This window comes from Leifsonia sp. Soil_N53 (assembly GCF_057655165.1).
Genome location: NZ_JBDGMM010000040.1, coordinates 18908 through 34790 on the forward strand (window position 1 = coordinate 18908; position 15883 = coordinate 34790).

Below are 15883 nucleotides of genomic sequence, written 5' to 3' on the forward strand. Positions count from 1 at the left end.
CAGCCTGGCTATGCGGGAAGATAGGAGTGCGTTCGCCACACTACGCGGCCCCGGTGTCCGGTATCTGGGAGTTGCCCGCGCCTAGGTGAAGAGTATCGAGGAGAGACATCGGAGATGGCCAGGAACAAGGTCGGTGTGATCGGCGGCGGACAGCTGGCCCGGATGATGATCCCCCCGGCGGTCGAGTTGGGCATCGACATCCGGGTGCTGGAGGAGGCCGAGGGCATGAGCGCCGACCTGGCCGCGACCGGGGTCGGCGACTACCGCGACCTCGACACCGTGCTCGCGTTCGCCGAGACGGTGGACGTGGTGACCTTCGACCACGAGCATGTGCCGCCGGCGATCCTGCGCGAGCTCGTCGGGCGCGGCATCCCGGTGCATCCGGGCCCCGACGCCCTGCTCTACGCCCAGGACAAGCTGCACATGCGCGCCAAGCTCAGCGAGCTGGGGCTGCCGGTGCCGGACTGGGCGGCGGTGGAGTCCGCCGACGAGCTGGGCGCGTTCCTCGCCGACCACGGCGGCCGCGCGGTCGTGAAGACGGCCCGCGGCGGTTACGACGGGAAGGGCGTCCGCGTGGTGACGGAGGCCTCAGGGGCCGACGACTGGTTCCTTGCGCTCGCCGAGGACGGCCGCGGCGGCGCGCTCCTGGTGGAGGAGCTGGTGGACTTCCGCCGCGAGCTGGCGCAGCTCGTCGCGCGCCGACCGTCCGGCGAGATCGCCGCCTGGCCCGTCGTGGAGACGGTGCAGCGCGACGGCGTCTGCGCCGAGGTGATCGCCCCGGCGCCCGGCTCGGCCGGCCGGGTGGCGCAGGTCTCGGCCGACATCGCCCGCCACGTCGCCGAAGGCCTCGGCGTCACGGGCGTCCTGGCCGTCGAGATGTTCGAGACGACGGACGGCCGCGTGCTGATCAACGAGCTCGCGATGCGCCCGCACAACAGCGGCCACTGGTCGATCGAGGGCGCGGTCACGGGCCAGTTCGAGCAGCACCTGCGTGCGGTCCTCGACCTCCCGCTCGGCTCTACCGCCCCCCGCGAGGACTGGTCGGTCATGGTCAACATCCTCGGCGGCCCCGCGGAGGGCACACTCCAGGACCGCTACCCCGCGGCACTCGCTGCGCACCCGGAGGCGAAGTTCCACGGCTACGGCAAGGCGCCGCGGCCGGGGCGGAAGGTCGGGCATGTGACCGTGGGCGGCGACGACCTGGATGATGTCGTCTACCGGGCGCGGGCGGCGGCGGCGTTCTTCGAAGGGTGATCGGCCCCCGGTCGGTCTCGGGGCGCCATCGCCACGGCGACGCAGATCAGACCGGCGGCCAGCGGCATCCCGAAACTCAGCCAGACCTTGGTGAGCGGCCAGAGCAGCGTGATGAGCGCGGAGGCCTGATCCGGCGGAGCGACGACGGTCACGCTGTCCCCGACGAACGCGAGCACGACCCCGACGACCGCGATCGCCGCACCGGTCAGGCCGATCCGGATGGAACGACGCCGGAGGTTCACGACGCGGCCCGTTGGGCTCGGTCCCGGCAGTAGGACGTGATCAGAGGGGCCGCCTCCGTGATTCGTTCTTCGATTCGTGTGGGGGAGAGGTCCGCACCGAGCCCGTCGACGACGGACGCGACGAGGGACTGCGAATCGGGATAGACACGTTCCATCGCGCTGAACTGGTCCGCGAACTCGGTCGGGTCCAGCGCTGTGCTCCGCGCCACGCTCGCGAGGAAGCCGGAGCACGTCCCCACGTACTCCTGGGCCGCGGTCAGAGGCTCCGGATGCGGGACGTAGTCGGGGGACGGCCGAGCGTCGATGCCGAGCGCCTTCAACGCGGATACGATCCGCCGAGGAGTTCCCGTGGCATACCAGTTCGCCCCCACCGCGACCTGGTTGTCCGCGTCGAAGGTCGGGACGAGGTCCACCAGTGCCTGGTCCGGAGAGGCGTCCTTGCGGTAGACGCGGAGAAGCACGGTGTCGCCGCCCGAATAGAAGCAGTCGACCCCTGCCATGTCGTCGTAGTGGTTGAGGTCGGCTGAGACGATCCGGTGCCGATCGCATTCCATCGCCGACGCGGTCTCCTCTATCTCTGCCAGTTCGAGCCGTGCGGATGAGGCCGATGGCGAGCCAGAAGGCTGGCCCGGGGCGGTTGTGCAGCCGGTCAGCGTGAGTGCGATGGTCAACGGCCCGAGGACGCCGGCGCGGTGCCGACGTCCCCGAGCGGATCCTCGTGCGGGCATGTGCATCAGTAGAAGACGAGGGCGGTCCCGAACTGCCCGATCGACTGGCCCTTCATCTTCGCGGTTGTGATGACATTCCCGATCGTCACCTTCTTGACCCCGGCGGAGCCGCAGCCGAGAGCCACCCAGTTGGCGACCCAGCTGGAGCCGACCTTGGTGTATCCGCGCCCTTGCATGCACGGATTGCCGTTGGAGTGCGGGTCCACTTCCCAGCCGTAGATGTGCGCCGCGCTAGCGGTGGTGCCGATGAGCGAGCATCCGTCCACCGACGTGTGCCAAGCACCACCCACCGGGATCGCCATCCGGTACCAGTTGCAGCCGGCCCGAGCGCGACTCGGCGACGCGGTCTCCCCGGTGCGGTCGATGGTCATCGGTTGCATCGAGCCCTCCTCGTCCAGGAGGAAGGCCGGCCCGTCGATCGGGGTACCCTGCTCCAGCTGGAGACCTGAGATGTCGATCGTGTCGGTCTCGGCGGCGCCGGCGGGTACAGCACCTGCTGAGGCGAGAACCAATCCTCCGAGGATCGCGATCGCTGTTCTGAGTTTCTTCATGCCTTGCTCCGTTCCATCGCTTCATCACGACTCGACAAATGTAGCAATAGACATGTCAAATATCGACAGTGACAACCACGATGGATACCCCCACCCCCGCGCGCCTAACCCGCCCACCCCGCACCCCACACCTATCCTGGGTGCCATGCCCGCTCACTCTCAGCCTTCGGTGTCCGTCATCATGGGCTCCGACTCCGACTGGTCGGTGATGCAGGAGGCCTCGAAGGTGCTCACCGAGTTCGGTGTGGCGCACGAGGTGGAGGTCGTCTCGGCGCATCGCACGCCCGAGAAGATGATCGCTTTCGGCAAGGAGGCGGCCGGCCGCGGGGTGCGGGTCATCATCGCCGGCGCCGGCGGGGCCGCACACCTGCCCGGGATGGTCGCCGCCGTCACAACGCTCCCCGTCATCGGCGTGCCCGTGCCGCTGGCGCGGCTGGACGGGCTGGACTCGCTGCTGTCGATCGTGCAGATGCCCGCGGGCGTCCCCGTCGCCACCGTCTCCATCGGCGGAGCCCGCAATGCCGGGCTGCTCGCCGTCAAGATCCTCGCCACCTCCGATCCGGAGCTCTCCGGCGCTCTGGCACGCTTCGCCGCCGATCTCGAGGCGAGCGTGGAGGAGAAGAACCGGGCGTTGCAGTCCCAGCTATGAGCGCGGCGACCCCGCTCCGCCACCCCGACGTCTCGTCGCCGGGGGAGATGACCGCGCGCGGCTGGTGGCTCGTCGGCCTCAACGTCCTGCTGCCCGGCGCGCCTCAGCTCGTCGCCGGCAACCGCACGCTCGGCCGCGTCGGCATCCTCGCGACCCTGCTGCTCTGGCTGCTCGGGATCGTGGCGCTCGTCGTCGCCGTCGTCTCGCCGTCGTCGCTCTACACGTTCGCGACCCAAGCGGGCAGCCTTACCGTCGTCCAGCTGCTGCTCATCGCCTACGCCATCCTCTGGGTCGTGCTCACGCTCGACACGCTGCGGCTCGTGCGGCTGGTCAAGGCCCGGGCGAACGCCCGCGGCTGGATCGCGGCGTTCTCCGTCGTCGTGCTGGTCGGCCTGGCCGGGACCGCCGCCTACGGGTCCGCGGTGGCCGGCTCGGCGCGCGGGGCGCTCGGGGACATCTTCGCCGACAGCGCGCCCGTCGCGCCGGTGGACGGCCGGTACAACATCATGCTGCTGGGCGGCGACGCGGGGCCCGACCGCGAGGGACTGCGGCCGGACAGCATGTCGATCGTCAGCATCGACGCGAGCACGGGCAAGGCCGTGACCATCGGCCTGCCGCGCGACCTCAACCCGGTGCCGTTCTCGGCGAAGTCGCCGCTGCGCACCCTCTACCCGGACGGCTACGGCTACCACGACAAGTGCGACGTCGACGTCTGCCAGCTCAACTCCATCTACACGGAGGTCGAGCTCTACAAGTCCGACCTCTACCCGAACGCGAAGAAGCAGCAGAGCGAGCCGGGGATCGAGGCGATGCGCGACGCGCTGGAGGGCGCGACCGGCCTCACCATCCAGTACTACGTCCTCATCGACATGCAGGGCTTCGCCGACCTCATCGACGCGCTGGGCGGCGTCGACGTCACCGTCAGCGAGAAGGTGCCGATCGGCGGCGACGAGAACCTCAACGGCGTCGTGGAGTGGATCCAGCCCGGCAAGCGCCACATGGACGGCTACCACGCCCAGTGGTACGCCAGGGCCCGGCACGGGACGAGCGACTACGACCGGATGGCGCGGCAGCGCCAGCTGCAGGACGCGATCCTGAAGCAGTTCAACCCGCTCAACGTCGTCACGAAGTTCCAGGACATCGCCAAGGCCGGCGCGCAGGTGATGAAGACCGACATCCCGCAGTCGATGCTGGGCTACTTCGTCGACCTCGGGATGAAGACCCGCACCCAGCCCGTGGACAAGCTCGAGCTGGTGCCGCCGACGATCGACCCGACGGAGCCCGACTACACGCAGATCCGCCGGCTCGTGAGGGCGTCGCTGACGCCCGCGACGGCGACCCCGACGCCGTCCGGGCACTAACGAATCCGGCGGGAAGCCGCGCCCTGAATCGCTTCAGCGCTCCCAGGTGACCCCTGAACAGGTCACAGGAACCACCCAGCGCAACCCGGTACCGTCGCCGGCCTATGGCGGGTACAGGTGGAAACGTGGACGAGAAGACGGTGACGAAGAACGGTGCACGCCTGACAGCGCTCGATGGATTGCGCGGACTCGCGGCGGTCGTGGTCCTCTTTCACCACGCCCTCTACACGAACCCCGATTTCCCCGGCGCTCCCGGCGCCGGCCACGCCCCGGTGGGTTCCGCCATGTGGTGGATCAGCTACACGCCGCTCAAGCTCGCGACCGCCGGTGTGGAGTCCGTGATCGTGTTCTTCGTGCTGTCGGGGCTCGTCGTGACCCTGCCCGTCGTGCGCCGCCGCGGCTTCGACTGGGTCGCCTACTTCCCCCGCCGGGTGGTGCGGCTGATGGTCCCGGTGGCCGCGTCGGTCGTGCTGGCGGCGGCATGGGTCGCCGCCATCCCGCAGCTGAGCCCGCAGCCGAGCGGGACGTGGCTGAGCAGCTCGTCGACCCCGAACTTCTCCTGGGAGTACATCGTCAAGGCGATCGACCTGCTCGGCGGCGACGGCCAGATCAACAACCCGCTGTGGTCGCTCCGCTGGGAGCTCGCGTTCTCGCTGCTGCTCCCGGTGTTCGCGATCGCGGCACTGGCGGTGCGCAAGTGGTGGATCGGCGGCCTGGCGCTGGCCTGCGCCCTCACCTGGCTGGGCGCCCGCGCCGGGTCGGGGGAGCTGGAGTACCTGCCGGCGTTCTTCGTCGGCGCGGTCATCGCGGTGCGACTCGACGTCGTCCGCAACGCCGCCGACCGGATCAACACGCGCTGGTTCCGCCACCCGCTCTGGGCGGGGCTCACGGTCGGCAGCGCGCTGCTGCTCATCGCGCCGTGGCTGGTCGGTCCGGGCGTGGGGGAGATCCCCGAGCTCGACCCGGCGCTGAAGGGGCTCGTCCCGCTGGCCGCGGCCGGTCTCGTGGTCGCCGCCCTCGGCTGGAAGCCGCTGCGCATCGTGTTCGAGTCGCGGCCGCTGCAGTTCCTCGGCGCCATCTCCTTCAGCCTGTACCTGGTGCACGTGCCGATCATCCTGTTCAGCACCTACCTGTTCGCCGGCCAGGCCTGGTATGTGCCGCTGCTGTTCGCCATCCCGTTCGCGGTGCTGGTCGCGGTCGCCTTCCGTTGGCTGATCGAGAAGCGCAGCCACGGCTGGTCCAAGGCCGTCGGGGAGTGGGCGTCCGCCCGCTACCAGGCCTGGTTCGGCCGCGATGAGGACGCCGAGACCCGCGAGCGCGAGCCGGCGAACGCCTCCACGCGCGGCTGACGACCAGTGCGCCGCGTGTCAGACGTCGGCGTGCAGCTGCCAGACCCGCTCGGCGGAGTCGCGCCAGCTGAACGCCCGCGCCCGGTCCGACGCGAGCACACCGAGCCGTCCGCGCAGCTCGGCGTCGTCGAGCACGCGGCCGATCGCACCGGCGAGCCGCTCGCTGTAACCGCCGTCGTCCTCCGCGGAGGCCGGCCGCTCGACGACCAGGCTCGCGCCGGCGGCCACCTCGACCAGGGCCGGGTCGTCCGAGTGGATGACCGGGAGGCCGAACTTGAAGGCCTCCACGATCGGCAGGCCGAAGCCTTCGGCGAGGCTCGGGTAGACGAACAGCGTCGCCCGGTCGAGCACCACGGCGAGGTCGGCGTCGTCCAGCCGGCCGAGCGCGCGCACCCGGTCCTCGGGGAGGCCGGCCGCGGCGGCGACACCGGTCGCGGTGCGGTCGTCGTACCGGTCGGGACCGGCGATGAGCAGCGGGATGTCGTGCGCCTCCGGACGTGCGACTGCACGGATCAGCGGGGCGATGCCCTTGCGCGGCATGATCGAGCCCAGCGTGAACGCGTACACCGGCGGCAGCCCGAGCCGGGCGGCGCGCTCGTCGGCGTCGGCCGGGAGCCGCAGCGTGGTCGCCGGGGCGCCGCCGATGACCCGGATGCGGTCGCCGAAGTCCAGCGACCCGGCGAGGCTGTCCGCCACCGCGTGGGTCGGCACGACGATCGCGTCCGCGTGCTTGCGGGCGCGCTTGGCCATCGACTTGGTCCACAGCACCGTGGCGGCCCCGAGCGACTCGGGATGCGTCCAGGCGAGGGTGTCGTGGATGGTCACGGCGATCTGGTCGCCGTCGTTGACGCTGTCGTGCTTGCGCAGCGGCGCGAGGAGGCTCGGGGCGTGCACCATGCCGCGGAGACCGCCCACGGCGAGGCCCGACTGCCAGGCCAGCGAGAGCTCGCGGCGGGCGAGCGGAAGCCGCACCAGGTCCGCGAGTCCAGGCAGGGTGGCACGCAGCTCGGCGAGCTGCTCGTCGGGGACGTTCGACACGTACGCGCGCACGTCGCAGCCCGCGGGCGCGGTGGCGATCAGCTGACGGGTCAGCTCCTCGGTGTAGCGCCGGGCTCCGCCGGTCTCCGCCGAGATGAGCTCATCGACCACCACGCTGAGTGTCGTCATTCGTCTCCAGGTCCAGGACTCCCTGCCGCGCGGCGTCTGCCAGGGCGGCCTCCCACGACCGCATCGGCGCCAGTCCGGCCTTCGCCCAGGCCCCGTGCGCGAGCACGGAATAGGACGGTCGGGGTGCGGGACGGACGAACGTCGCGCTGTCGGTCGGTGTGACCCTATCAGGGTTCAATCCGGCGGCGCTGAAGACCGCCTTGGCGAACTCGAACCAGCTCGCCTGACCCGAATTCGTGCCGTGGTAGACCCCTGCGGGGGCGTCGGATTCCAGCAGGGCGACGATCTGCTCGGCGAGGTCGCCGGTCCAGGTCGGCTGGCCGAGCTGGTCGGCGACGACGCTTACGGTCTCGTGGCTGCCGGCGAGCTTCACCATCGTGCGGGCGAAGTTCGCGCCGCCCGCGCCGTAGAGCCAGGCCGTGCGCACGACGTAGGTGCCGTCGGGGTGCGCAGCGAGCGCCAGCTCCTCGCCGGCCGCCTTGGTGCGGCCGTAGGCGTTGATCGGGTCGCGCGGGGTGTCCTCGGCGTAGGGCTCGGCGGCGTGGCCGTCGAAGACGTAGTCGGTGGAGACCGTCACGTAACGCGCGCCGGCCGCTGCGGCGGCGACGGCGAGGTTCTCCGTGCCCAGCGCGTTGATCGCGTAGGCCTCGTCCTCGTGCGTCTCGGCGTCGTCCACCTTGGTGTACGCGGACGCGTTGACGACGGCGTCGTGTCCGGCCGCAGCCACCAGGACGGCGTCCCGGTCGGTCACGTCGAGCTCGGCGCGGCCCAGAGCGGTCACCTCGTGACCGTGCGCGGCCAGCGCCTTCCGCAGGTCCTGACCGAGCTGGCCGTTTGCCCCGGCGACGAGGACGCGCATCAGTTGTCCAGGGCGGCGCGGGCCTTGAGCGGCTCCCACCAGTCGCGATTGTCGCGGTACCACTGCACGACGTCGGCGAGGCCCTGCTGGAACGGCACCAGCGGCTCGTAGCCGAGCTCGTTCTGGATCTTGGAGATGTCGACGGAGTAGCGCAGGTCGTGGCCGAGGCGGTCGGCGACCCGGTCGACGTACGACCAGTCCTTGCCGGTGGCGTCAAGCAGCAGCTGGGTCAGCTCCGTGTTGGTGAGCTCGGTGCCGCCGCCGATGTTGTAGATCTCGCCCGCGCGGCCGTTCACGAGGACCATCGCGATGCCGCGGGTGTGGTCGTCGACGTGCAGCCAGTCGCGGATGTTGTTGCCCTCGCCGTACAGCGGCACGTGCTTGTCGTCGATCAGGTTGGTGACGAAAAGCGGGATGACCTTCTCGGGGAAGTGGTACGGCCCGTAGTTGTTCGAGCAGCGGGTGATCGAGAGGTTGAGACCGTGGGTGCGGAAATAGCTGCGCGCGAGCAGGTCGCTTCCGGCCTTGGAGGCGGAGTACGGCGAGTTCGGCTCCAGCGGGCGGTCCTCCGCCCAGGAGCCCTCGGCGATCGAGCCGTACACCTCGTCGGTGGAGACGTGGACGAACCGGTCGACCTTGTTCCGCAGCGCGGCGTCGAGCAGCTGCTGCGTGCCCAGGACGTTCGTCTCGACGAAGATCGACGCGTCGCGCACCGAGCGGTCGACGTGCGACTCGGCGGCGAAGTGCACCACGGCGTCGATCGTCGGGAACAGCTCGTCGAGCAGGCCGCCGTCGCGGATGTCGCCCTTGACGAAGGTGTAGCGCGGGGATGCCGCGACCGGGGCGAGGTTCGCCAGGTTGCCCGAGTAGGTCAGCGCGTCGAGGACGACGACCTCGGCGCCCTCCAGACCCGGGTAGGCGTCCTGCAGCGTGCGTCGGACGAAGTTGGAGCCGATGAACCCGGCGCCACCGGTGACGAGAATCTTCATGCGGATGGGCTGCTTTCTGTCGGTGTATCCGGCGTCGAGTCTACCGTGAGGCCGCGTTGGTAGACTCCCGGGGTGCAGATCCGAGAACTTAAGATCCCCGACGCCTACGAGATCACCCCGGTGCAGCACGCGGACGACCGCGGCCTGTTCTTCGAGTTCTACCGGTTCGACCGGTTGGAGGAGGCCGTCGGCCACTCGCTCGACCTCAAGCAGGGCAACACGTCCGTGTCGCGGCGTGGCTCGGTGCGCGGCATTCACTTCGCCGACATCCCGCCGAGCCAGGCCAAGTACGTCATGGCGCCGCGCGGTGGGGTGCTCGACTTCGTGATCGACATCCGCGTCGGCTCGCCGACGTTCGGGCAGTGGGACTCGGTGCTCCTCGACGACACCGACCGCCGTGCCATCTACGTCGCGGAGGGCCTCGGGCACTGCTTCGTGGCACTGACCGACGACGCCACCGTGAGCTATCTGGTGACCGACGTCTACAATCCGGGTCGTGAGCACGGGATCAACCCGCTCGACGGCGATATCGCCCTCGAGTTCCCGCTCCCGGCCGACGACCTGCTCCTGTCCGCCAAGGACACCGACGCCCCCGGCCTCCTGCAGGCGAAGGAGAGCGGGCTGCTTCCCACCTGGGACGCGGCGCGCGCCTTCTACGCTTCGCTCGACGACAAGTAAGGACGACCACTCCCTCATGCGCGGAATCATCCTCGCCGGCGGCTCCGGCACCCGGCTGTGGCCCATCACCAAGGGCATCTCCAAGCAGCTCATGCCCATCTACGACAAGCCGATGGTGTACTACCCGCTGTCGACGCTGATGATGGCGGGCATCAACGAGATCCTCATCATCACCACCCCGGAGTACAACGAGCAGTTCCGCGCCCTCTTCGGCGACGGCTCGCAGCTCGGCATCCGGCTGGAGTACGCCGTGCAGCCCTCGCCGGACGGCCTGGCGCAGGCGTTCATCATCGGCGAGGAGTTCATCGGCGACGAGTCGGTCGCGCTGGTGCTCGGCGACAACATCTTCCACGGCACCGGCCTCGGGTCCGCCCTCCGGCAGCACAACGACATCGACGGCGCCCTGATCTTCGCCTACCAGGTGAGCGACCCGAAGGCGTACGGCGTCGTCGAGTTCGACGACAACTTCACCGCGGTGTCGATCGAGGAGAAGCCGGCTCAGCCGAAGAGCAAGTTCGCCGTCCCCGGTCTGTACTTCTACGACAATTCGGTGGTCGGGATCGCCAAGACCATCGAGCCCAGCGCGCGCGGCGAGCTGGAGATCTCGACGGTCAACGAGCGCTACCTCCAGTCGGGCAAGCTCCAGGTGCAGGTGCTCGATCGCGGCACCGCCTGGCTCGACACCGGCACGTTCGAGTCGATGATGCAGGCGTCGGAGTATGTGCGTGTCATCGAGGATCGGCAGGGCTTCAAGGTCGGCTGCGTCGAGGAGATCGCCTGGCGGGCGGGCTGGATCGACGACGCCCAGCTCGCCGAGCTCGCGGCGCCGCTGGTGAAGAGCGGGTACGGAGAGTACCTACGCCGGCTGATCGAGGGCTGATCCGCCGCAGACCGCCTGCAAGCGGACGGACTGCGCGTCGCCGGCCTACAGGCCGCGGGTGAGCAGCCACGCGCGCACCGACAGTGCGACGCGGAGCACGAGCCGCACCGGTGCGAGGAGCAGGCCTGGGTACTTGTTCGAGAGGAACCGGTACGCGCTCTGGTGGTGCGCGGAGAGCATCCGCTTCGACTCGGTGCGGGTGGACAGCCCGCCGTGGTGGATGACGGAGGCGGCGGGTTCGTAGCAGTTCCGGTAGCCGTGCTTGCCGAACCGGTAGCCGAGGTCGACGTCCTCGAAGTACATGAAGTAGCCCTCGTCGAACCCGTCGATGCGCTCGAACGCTTCGCGCCGGACGAGCAGGCAGGCCCCGGAGAGCCAGCCGACGTCGCGGGCCTCCGTCTCGCGCTCGGCGCGGTACGAGCGGGTCCACGGGTTGCCCGGCCACACCCGCACGAACAGAGCGTGGCCGATGCCGGTGCGCAGCGAGGGGATGCTGCGTGCCGACGGGTACACCGTGCCGTCCTCGTTGAGGATGCGCGGGCCGACGGCGGCGATCCGGGGATCGGAGTCGAGCCGCTCCCGCAGGATGTCGACGGCGCCGGGGGTGATGACGATGTCCGGGTTGCTCACCAGGACGGCGTCGACGTCGTCCGGGAGGGTCCGGACCGCGCGGTTGATCGCGCCGCCGTATCCGTGGTTCTCGCCGAGCGCCACGACCTCGGCCCCGAACTCCGTCGCGATGCGACGGGTCTCGTCGAGGTCGGCGGACCCGTTGTCGGCGATGAGCACCCGCAGACCGCGACTCAACTCCGGCCGGAGGCTGGTGAGGAAGGAGTCGAACTGCCCGCTCGAGTTGTAGCTGACGGTCACGACGGCCGTCGCATCGGCGGATCGGGGCACCCGTCGAGCATACAGTGCCGCTTGGATTCCCCTTTCATGCTTCTGTGGGAGGATTGCGGACGGCAGCACGGCGCTTCGGCGCTTCGGCGCTGCCGGGCCAGGAGATCGAGAACGAGGAAGACGAGTAGACGACGTGGCAGCAGTGGGCAAGCTTTTCTCTCGAGCCGTCGAACGCGGGCCCCGGGTGATCGCGCGGAAGACCCGCACTGCCTTCCTGATGGTCAAGAACAACGGCATCGGCGCGACCCTCGGCTACGCCCGGTCGAAGGTCGGTCAGGTGACCGGGCCGCAGCGCGCTCGACTTCTGGTCGACCTCGCCGACGCGGCGGCCGTCGACTGGACGCAGACGCCCGAGCGCATCCTCGATCCCGTCGTGGTCGCCGACCGGCCCTCGCGCATCGCCTGGATCATGTCGCCTCCCGGCAAGGAGAGCGGCGGCCACCAGAACCTCTTCCGTTTCATCAAGTTCGCCGAGCAGGCGGGTCACCGCTGCGACGTGTACCTCTACAACGCCGGTGACGCCGCCGTCGATGTGAAACTGGTGCGCGAGATGCTCGTCTCGTCCGAGGCATATCCGCACCTCGACGGCGAGATCCGGGTGTGGGACAGGAGCGCGGGCGTGGCCGACGGCACGGACGCGATCTTCGCGACCGGGTGGGAGACCGCCTACCCGGCATTCCTCGACCCCTCGCACGCCAGACGCTTCTACTTCGTCCAGGACTTCGAGCCGCTGTTCTATCCGCTCGGCTCGGAGGCTCTGCTGGCGGAGAACACCTATCGCTTCGGCTTCCACGCGATCACCGCGGGAGGCTGGCTCGCCGACAAGCTCCGCCGCGAGTACGGCATGAAAGCCGACCACTTCGACTTCTCGGTGGACCGCAGCCTTTACCGCTATGAGAACGCCGAGCGGCGCAATGAGATCTTCTTCTACGCGCGCCCGGTTACGCCCCGTCGCGCCTTCGAGTTCGGCCTGATCGCCCTGGCCGACTTCGCCAAGGAGCGCCCGGACGTGAAGATCAACCTCGCAGGCTGGGACGTGTCGAACTGGGAGATCCCGTTCGAATACGAGAACCTCTCCAGCCTCCAACTCAGCGAGCTGAACGCGGTCTACAACCGCTGTGCGGCCGGGCTGGTCCTCTCCCTGTCGAACATGTCGCTGCTGCCGCTCGAACTGCTCGCCAGCGGAGTGATCCCCGTGGTGAACGACGGGCCGAACAACCGGATGGTCTCGGACAACGAGCACATCGCGTATGTCCCCACTTCGCCGCTCGCCATCGCGTCGAAGCTGGTCGAAGTGATCGATCGCCCGGACGCACCGGAGTACGCGAAGATCGCCTCCGAGTCGGTCGGCGACAGCACCTGGGAGGATTCCGGCACGACCTTCGTCCAGGCGTTCGAGAGGGCGATGCGTGGATAGCGCCGCCGTCATCGGCGCGAACGGCTTCCTGGGCTCGCACCTCGTCGACGCACTCGTTCGCGAGGGCCTCCAGGTCACCGCGTTCGACCGCTTCTCGGCCAGACCCTCGTTCACGACCGACCGCGCCCGGCCGATCACCGGCGACTTCCTGAACCGGTCCGACCTCGACGACGCCGTGGCGGGCCAGCGCTACGTCTTCCACTTCCTTTCGACCACGACGCCCGCCACGGCCGCGGGCGACCCGACGCTGGACATCCGCACGAACGTGGCCCAGACCGTCGAGCTGCTGGAGAGCTGCGTCGCCGCCGGCGTCGAGCGCGTCTTCTACGCTTCGACGGGCGGAGCGATCTACGGCGACCAGGGGAAACCGGAGTATTCGGAGGCCGACCGCGCCCTCCCCGTGTCGCCCTACGGCATTGGGAAGCTGACCATCGAGCACTACCTGGAGTACTTCCGGCGCACACACGGCCTGGACTACACGGTGCTCCGCATCTCGAACCCGTACGGCACCCGGCAGCACCCGAATCGCAAGCAGGGACTCATCCCGATCGCGCTGCGCCGCATCGCGCGCGGCGAGCCCGTCCTGCAGTTCGGCGACGGCAGCATGGTGCGCGACTACATCTACGTCGAGGACCTCGTGCGGATGATCCTGCCGCTCGTGCGGACGGTAGGTCGCCATCGCCGGTACAACATGGGCAGCGGGACCGGGTCGTCGGTCGCCGAGATCCTTCAGACCCTCCGCGACGTGACTGGCGTCGACTTCGAGGTGGACGTTCGACCGTCGCCGCCTACCTTCGTCGACCGTGTCGTGCTGGATACCGCCCGGTACACGGGCGAGTTCGGGGCACTGCAGGAGTCCGTCGGACTCCACACCGGCATCGAGCGGACCTACGAGGAGATCCGGAGAGAACGTGACTGACTCACCGTCCGTCGATGTGACGATCGCCATTCTCACCTACAACGGGGAGACTTATCTGAGGCGCATCCTCGAGATGATCCGCCGGCAGGAATTCGGGGGGACCGTCGAGGTGCTGGTGATCGACTCCGGCTCCACCGACAGCACGCTCGATATCGTGCGGGAGTTCCCGGAGGTCGTTCTCGAGCAGATCCCCAACAGCGAGTTCGGGCACGGCCGCACCCGCAATCTCGCCGCTCGGCTCGCCAAGGGCGAGATCGTCGCGTACCTCACCCACGACGCCGTTCCAGCATCGGAGAGCTGGCTCGGCGAGCTCTTGGCGCCGTTCGCCATCGACGAGCGCATCGTGGCCGTGATGGGGAAGCAGATCCCGCGCCCCGGCTGCTTCCCGCTGTTGAAGTACGAGATCCGCGGCGTGTTCGCCGGCTTCGGGCCCGACTTCGGCACGACCGTGTTCTACAAGGACGACTTCGCGAAGGACGAAGGGGTGCTCGGGGCGATGGCGTTCTACTCGGACGTGAATTCGGCGGCTCGCAGGCTCTTCTTGACCGACATCGTGCCCTACCGCGACGTGCGCTACGCCGAGGACCAGCTCTTCGGCCGTGATCTGCTCGACGCCGGATTCTCCAAGGCCTACGCTGCGCGCGCGGCCGTGGAGCACTCCAACGACCTGACGCTGGGCGAGTACGAGCGACGCATCTTCGACGAGACCGTCGGGCTGCGCGAGATCGGCTTCCCGATCCCGCCGATGTCGCGGCCGCAGCAGGCGAGGCTCACCGCCCGCGGGATCGTGGGGGACACCCTCCGGATCCTGCGCGACGGCGACTTCTCCTGGAAACGCAAGGCCTTCTGGCTCGTCGTCAACCCCGCGTACCAGGTGGTCAAGTGGCGCAGCTACCGCGATTCGACGCTCGTCGACATCACCGACAAGGATGCGGTGCGCGCGAAGTCGCTCGAGCACTCCCGTAAGCGCGCCTGACGCTGCCGGTCGTTCAGGCCATCAGAGCAGGGCGCGTGCGAGCTCGCGACCGATCCGGGCGACGCTGGTCCGCTCCCGAATCCCGCGCATGACGTCGAGCCCGCGCTCCCATTCCGGCGACCCGAAGTCCTCGCGCACGTGGGCGAGGGCGTCGAGGATCGTCTGTTCCTCCGGCTCGCCGTCGATCAGGTAGGGGTAGTCGTCGCCGAGCCAGAGCACGGCCTCCGCCTGGGATCGCTGGATCAGGATGTTGCAGCCCGTGTGCGCGGCCGTGAACCCTTTGAGGAACGGTTTGTGGAGGTCGGCGCCGCGGAACTGCCGCACCGCGTAGTGCAGGTTGAATTCGGGGAGGCGGCCGAGCCAGGCCGGGTCCTGCGTCGAGGTGTCGACGAGGACCGGCGTCACCGTCTCTTCGATCCGCGGCGTGAGCACCGCGTTGACCAGCTCGCCGAAGTAGCCCGCGCGCAACCGGTCGGCCGGAGGAGTGCGCGCCGCGGCATCCAGCCGGGGGTCCACGTGGTGGTTCACGAGGACGACCTCGCGGGTCGGGTGGTCTCGCTGCAGGTCGATGAAGGCGGTGAGGGAGGCCGCGACGATGGCGTCCGCCAAACCGCTCGTGGGCGGAGGCGCCTCGTCCACCACGTCGAAGAGGAGCCGATTGCCCGCCGCCTTGAGCGCGGCGAGCCGTTCGGCGGTGGCGACGCGGAGCGCCCCTTTGGTGAGGAAAAGAGTGGAGCGGCGGAAGTCGGCGTCGAGCGGGCTGTAGCGGACGCGTGCTCGCCGGCCGAGGGCGCCCTCCGCGATCCGGGAGAGCTGGTGGCCGCGCATGACCGTCGACCCCGAGTCGGCGAAAGTCGGCGCGTACACGAAGTGCACGTCCAGCGTGGACCGGAGCATGAGGACGATCCTATCCCGGGTAGAGTTGTCGGGACTTGCGAGCCGCGCGTCGACGAGGATGCAGGCG

General features: G+C 69.4%; 17 protein-coding genes. 9 read left to right on the forward strand and 8 right to left on the reverse strand.

All coding sequences use genetic code 11. The features are described from left to right. Positions 1 to 114: 114 nt before the first annotated feature. The gene (locus tag AC3A3H_RS04125) at positions 115 to 1254 is read left to right on the forward strand and encodes a 5-(carboxyamino)imidazole ribonucleotide synthase (protein ID WP_487613273.1); all 1140 of its coding nucleotides are present in this window, start codon (positions 115 to 117) and stop codon (positions 1252 to 1254) included. Here the strand turns inward: AC3A3H_RS04125 and AC3A3H_RS04130 are convergent. From AC3A3H_RS04130 to AC3A3H_RS04140, 3 genes are all read right to left on the reverse strand, one after another. Then, on the reverse strand, positions 1215 to 1496 hold the full coding sequence (locus tag AC3A3H_RS04130) for a hypothetical protein (protein ID WP_487613274.1): 282 nt from the start codon (positions 1494 to 1496) through the stop codon (positions 1215 to 1217). The two genes, AC3A3H_RS04125 and AC3A3H_RS04130, sit on opposite strands and share 40 nt — an antisense overlap. Further along, on the reverse strand, positions 1493 to 2167 hold the full coding sequence (locus AC3A3H_RS04135) for a hypothetical protein (protein ID WP_487613275.1): 675 nt from the start codon (positions 2165 to 2167) through the stop codon (positions 1493 to 1495). The genes AC3A3H_RS04130 and AC3A3H_RS04135 overlap by 4 nt, the downstream gene beginning before the upstream one ends. 62 nt (positions 2168 to 2229) lie before the next feature. Beyond that, positions 2230 to 2775, reverse strand: a complete 546-nt coding sequence (locus AC3A3H_RS04140) for a hypothetical protein (RefSeq protein ID WP_487613276.1) — start codon at positions 2773 to 2775, stop codon at positions 2230 to 2232. A gap of 145 nt (positions 2776 to 2920) precedes the next feature. Between AC3A3H_RS04140 and purE the strand changes: the two genes are divergently transcribed. From purE to AC3A3H_RS04155, 3 genes are all read left to right on the forward strand, one after another. After that, positions 2921 to 3424: a 5-(carboxyamino)imidazole ribonucleotide mutase gene (gene purE / locus AC3A3H_RS04145; RefSeq protein ID WP_487613277.1), complete on the forward strand. Its 504-nt coding sequence runs from the start codon at positions 2921 to 2923 to the stop codon at positions 3422 to 3424. Next, entirely contained in the window at positions 3421 to 4785 is a 1365-nt protein-coding gene (locus tag AC3A3H_RS04150; protein WP_487613278.1) for an LCP family protein, read from the forward strand. Before purE ends, AC3A3H_RS04150 begins: the two co-directional genes overlap by 4 nt. Positions 4786 to 4910: 125 nt before the next feature. After that, on the forward strand, positions 4911 to 6134 hold the full coding sequence (locus AC3A3H_RS04155) for an acyltransferase family protein (protein ID WP_487613279.1): 1224 nt from the start codon (positions 4911 to 4913) through the stop codon (positions 6132 to 6134). An 18-nt stretch (positions 6135 to 6152) separates the two neighbouring features. Here the strand turns inward: AC3A3H_RS04155 and AC3A3H_RS04160 are convergent, their stop codons facing one another. From AC3A3H_RS04160 to rfbB, 3 genes are read right to left on the reverse strand one after another with little or no spacing between them, the layout of a single operon-like run. Continuing rightward, positions 6153 to 7301: a glycosyltransferase family 4 protein gene (locus AC3A3H_RS04160; protein WP_487613280.1), complete on the reverse strand. Its 1149-nt coding sequence runs from the start codon at positions 7299 to 7301 to the stop codon at positions 6153 to 6155. Continuing rightward, complete coding sequence (gene rfbD / locus AC3A3H_RS04165) at positions 7273 to 8160, reverse strand: dTDP-4-dehydrorhamnose reductase (RefSeq protein ID WP_487613281.1); 888 nt, start codon at positions 8158 to 8160, stop codon at positions 7273 to 7275. Before rfbD ends, AC3A3H_RS04160 begins: the two co-directional genes overlap by 29 nt. After that, positions 8160 to 9149 carry a dTDP-glucose 4,6-dehydratase gene (rfbB, locus tag AC3A3H_RS04170; RefSeq protein WP_487613282.1) on the reverse strand — a complete coding sequence of 330 codons (990 nt, stop codon included), beginning with the start codon at positions 9147 to 9149 and terminating at the stop codon, positions 8160 to 8162. The genes rfbD and rfbB overlap by 1 nt, the downstream gene beginning before the upstream one ends. A 72-nt stretch (positions 9150 to 9221) precedes the next feature. Between rfbB and AC3A3H_RS04175 the strand changes: the two genes are divergently transcribed. Both AC3A3H_RS04175 and rfbA read left to right on the forward strand, forming a co-directional pair. Further along, positions 9222 to 9827 carry a dTDP-4-dehydrorhamnose 3,5-epimerase family protein gene (locus AC3A3H_RS04175; RefSeq protein WP_487613283.1) on the forward strand — a complete coding sequence of 202 codons (606 nt, stop codon included), beginning with the start codon at positions 9222 to 9224 and terminating at the stop codon, positions 9825 to 9827. Between the two features lie 16 nt (positions 9828 to 9843). Next, complete coding sequence (rfbA, locus tag AC3A3H_RS04180; protein ID WP_487613284.1) at positions 9844 to 10707, forward strand: glucose-1-phosphate thymidylyltransferase RfbA; 864 nt, start codon at positions 9844 to 9846, stop codon at positions 10705 to 10707. A 45-nt stretch (positions 10708 to 10752) separates the two neighbouring features. On the opposite strand, the gene AC3A3H_RS04185 is transcribed toward rfbA, so the two are convergent. After that, positions 10753 to 11607, reverse strand: coding sequence for a glycosyltransferase family 2 protein (locus AC3A3H_RS04185; protein WP_487613285.1), 855 nt, complete (start codon positions 11605 to 11607; stop codon positions 10753 to 10755). Positions 11608 to 11791: 184 nt separating this feature from the next. Between AC3A3H_RS04185 and AC3A3H_RS04190 the strand changes: the two genes are divergently transcribed. The 3 genes from AC3A3H_RS04190 to AC3A3H_RS04200 are packed head-to-tail and all read left to right on the forward strand — an operon-like array spanning position 11792 to position 14919. Next, positions 11792 to 13024, forward strand: a complete 1233-nt coding sequence (locus AC3A3H_RS04190) for a rhamnosyltransferase WsaF family glycosyltransferase (RefSeq protein WP_487613286.1) — start codon at positions 11792 to 11794, stop codon at positions 13022 to 13024. Continuing rightward, positions 13017 to 13943, forward strand: a complete 927-nt coding sequence (locus AC3A3H_RS04195; RefSeq protein ID WP_487613287.1) for an NAD-dependent epimerase/dehydratase family protein — start codon at positions 13017 to 13019, stop codon at positions 13941 to 13943. The genes AC3A3H_RS04190 and AC3A3H_RS04195 overlap by 8 nt, the downstream gene beginning before the upstream one ends. Next, complete coding sequence (locus tag AC3A3H_RS04200; protein ID WP_487613288.1) at positions 13936 to 14919, forward strand: glycosyltransferase family 2 protein; 984 nt, start codon at positions 13936 to 13938, stop codon at positions 14917 to 14919. Before AC3A3H_RS04195 ends, AC3A3H_RS04200 begins: the two co-directional genes overlap by 8 nt. Before the next feature lie 21 nt (positions 14920 to 14940). Here AC3A3H_RS04200 and AC3A3H_RS04205 read toward each other — a convergent pair whose 3' ends face one another. After that, positions 14941 to 15816, reverse strand: coding sequence for a hypothetical protein (locus AC3A3H_RS04205; protein WP_487613289.1), 876 nt, complete (start codon positions 15814 to 15816; stop codon positions 14941 to 14943). Positions 15817 to 15883: the final 67 nt, after the last annotated feature.

Coding starts and splice junctions, on each gene's coding strand:
- AC3A3H_RS04150 (WP_487613278.1), top strand. CDS start 3,421: ATGAGCGCGGCGACCCCGCTCCGCCACCCCGACGTCTCGTCGCCGGGG.
- rfbD (WP_487613281.1), bottom strand. CDS start 8,160: ATGCGCGTCCTCGTCGCCGGGGCAAACGGCCAGCTCGGTCAGGACCTG.
- AC3A3H_RS04140 (WP_487613276.1), bottom strand. CDS start 2,775: ATGAAGAAACTCAGAACAGCGATCGCGATCCTCGGAGGATTGGTTCTC.
- rfbB (WP_487613282.1), bottom strand. CDS start 9,149: ATGAAGATTCTCGTCACCGGTGGCGCCGGGTTCATCGGCTCCAACTTC.
- AC3A3H_RS04205 (WP_487613289.1), bottom strand. CDS start 15,816: ATGCTCCGGTCCACGCTGGACGTGCACTTCGTGTACGCGCCGACTTTC.
- AC3A3H_RS04125 (WP_487613273.1), top strand. CDS start 115: ATGGCCAGGAACAAGGTCGGTGTGATCGGCGGCGGACAGCTGGCCCGG.
- purE (WP_487613277.1), top strand. CDS start 2,921: ATGCCCGCTCACTCTCAGCCTTCGGTGTCCGTCATCATGGGCTCCGAC.
- rfbA (WP_487613284.1), top strand. CDS start 9,844: ATGCGCGGAATCATCCTCGCCGGCGGCTCCGGCACCCGGCTGTGGCCC.
- AC3A3H_RS04160 (WP_487613280.1), bottom strand. CDS start 7,301: ATGACGACACTCAGCGTGGTGGTCGATGAGCTCATCTCGGCGGAGACC.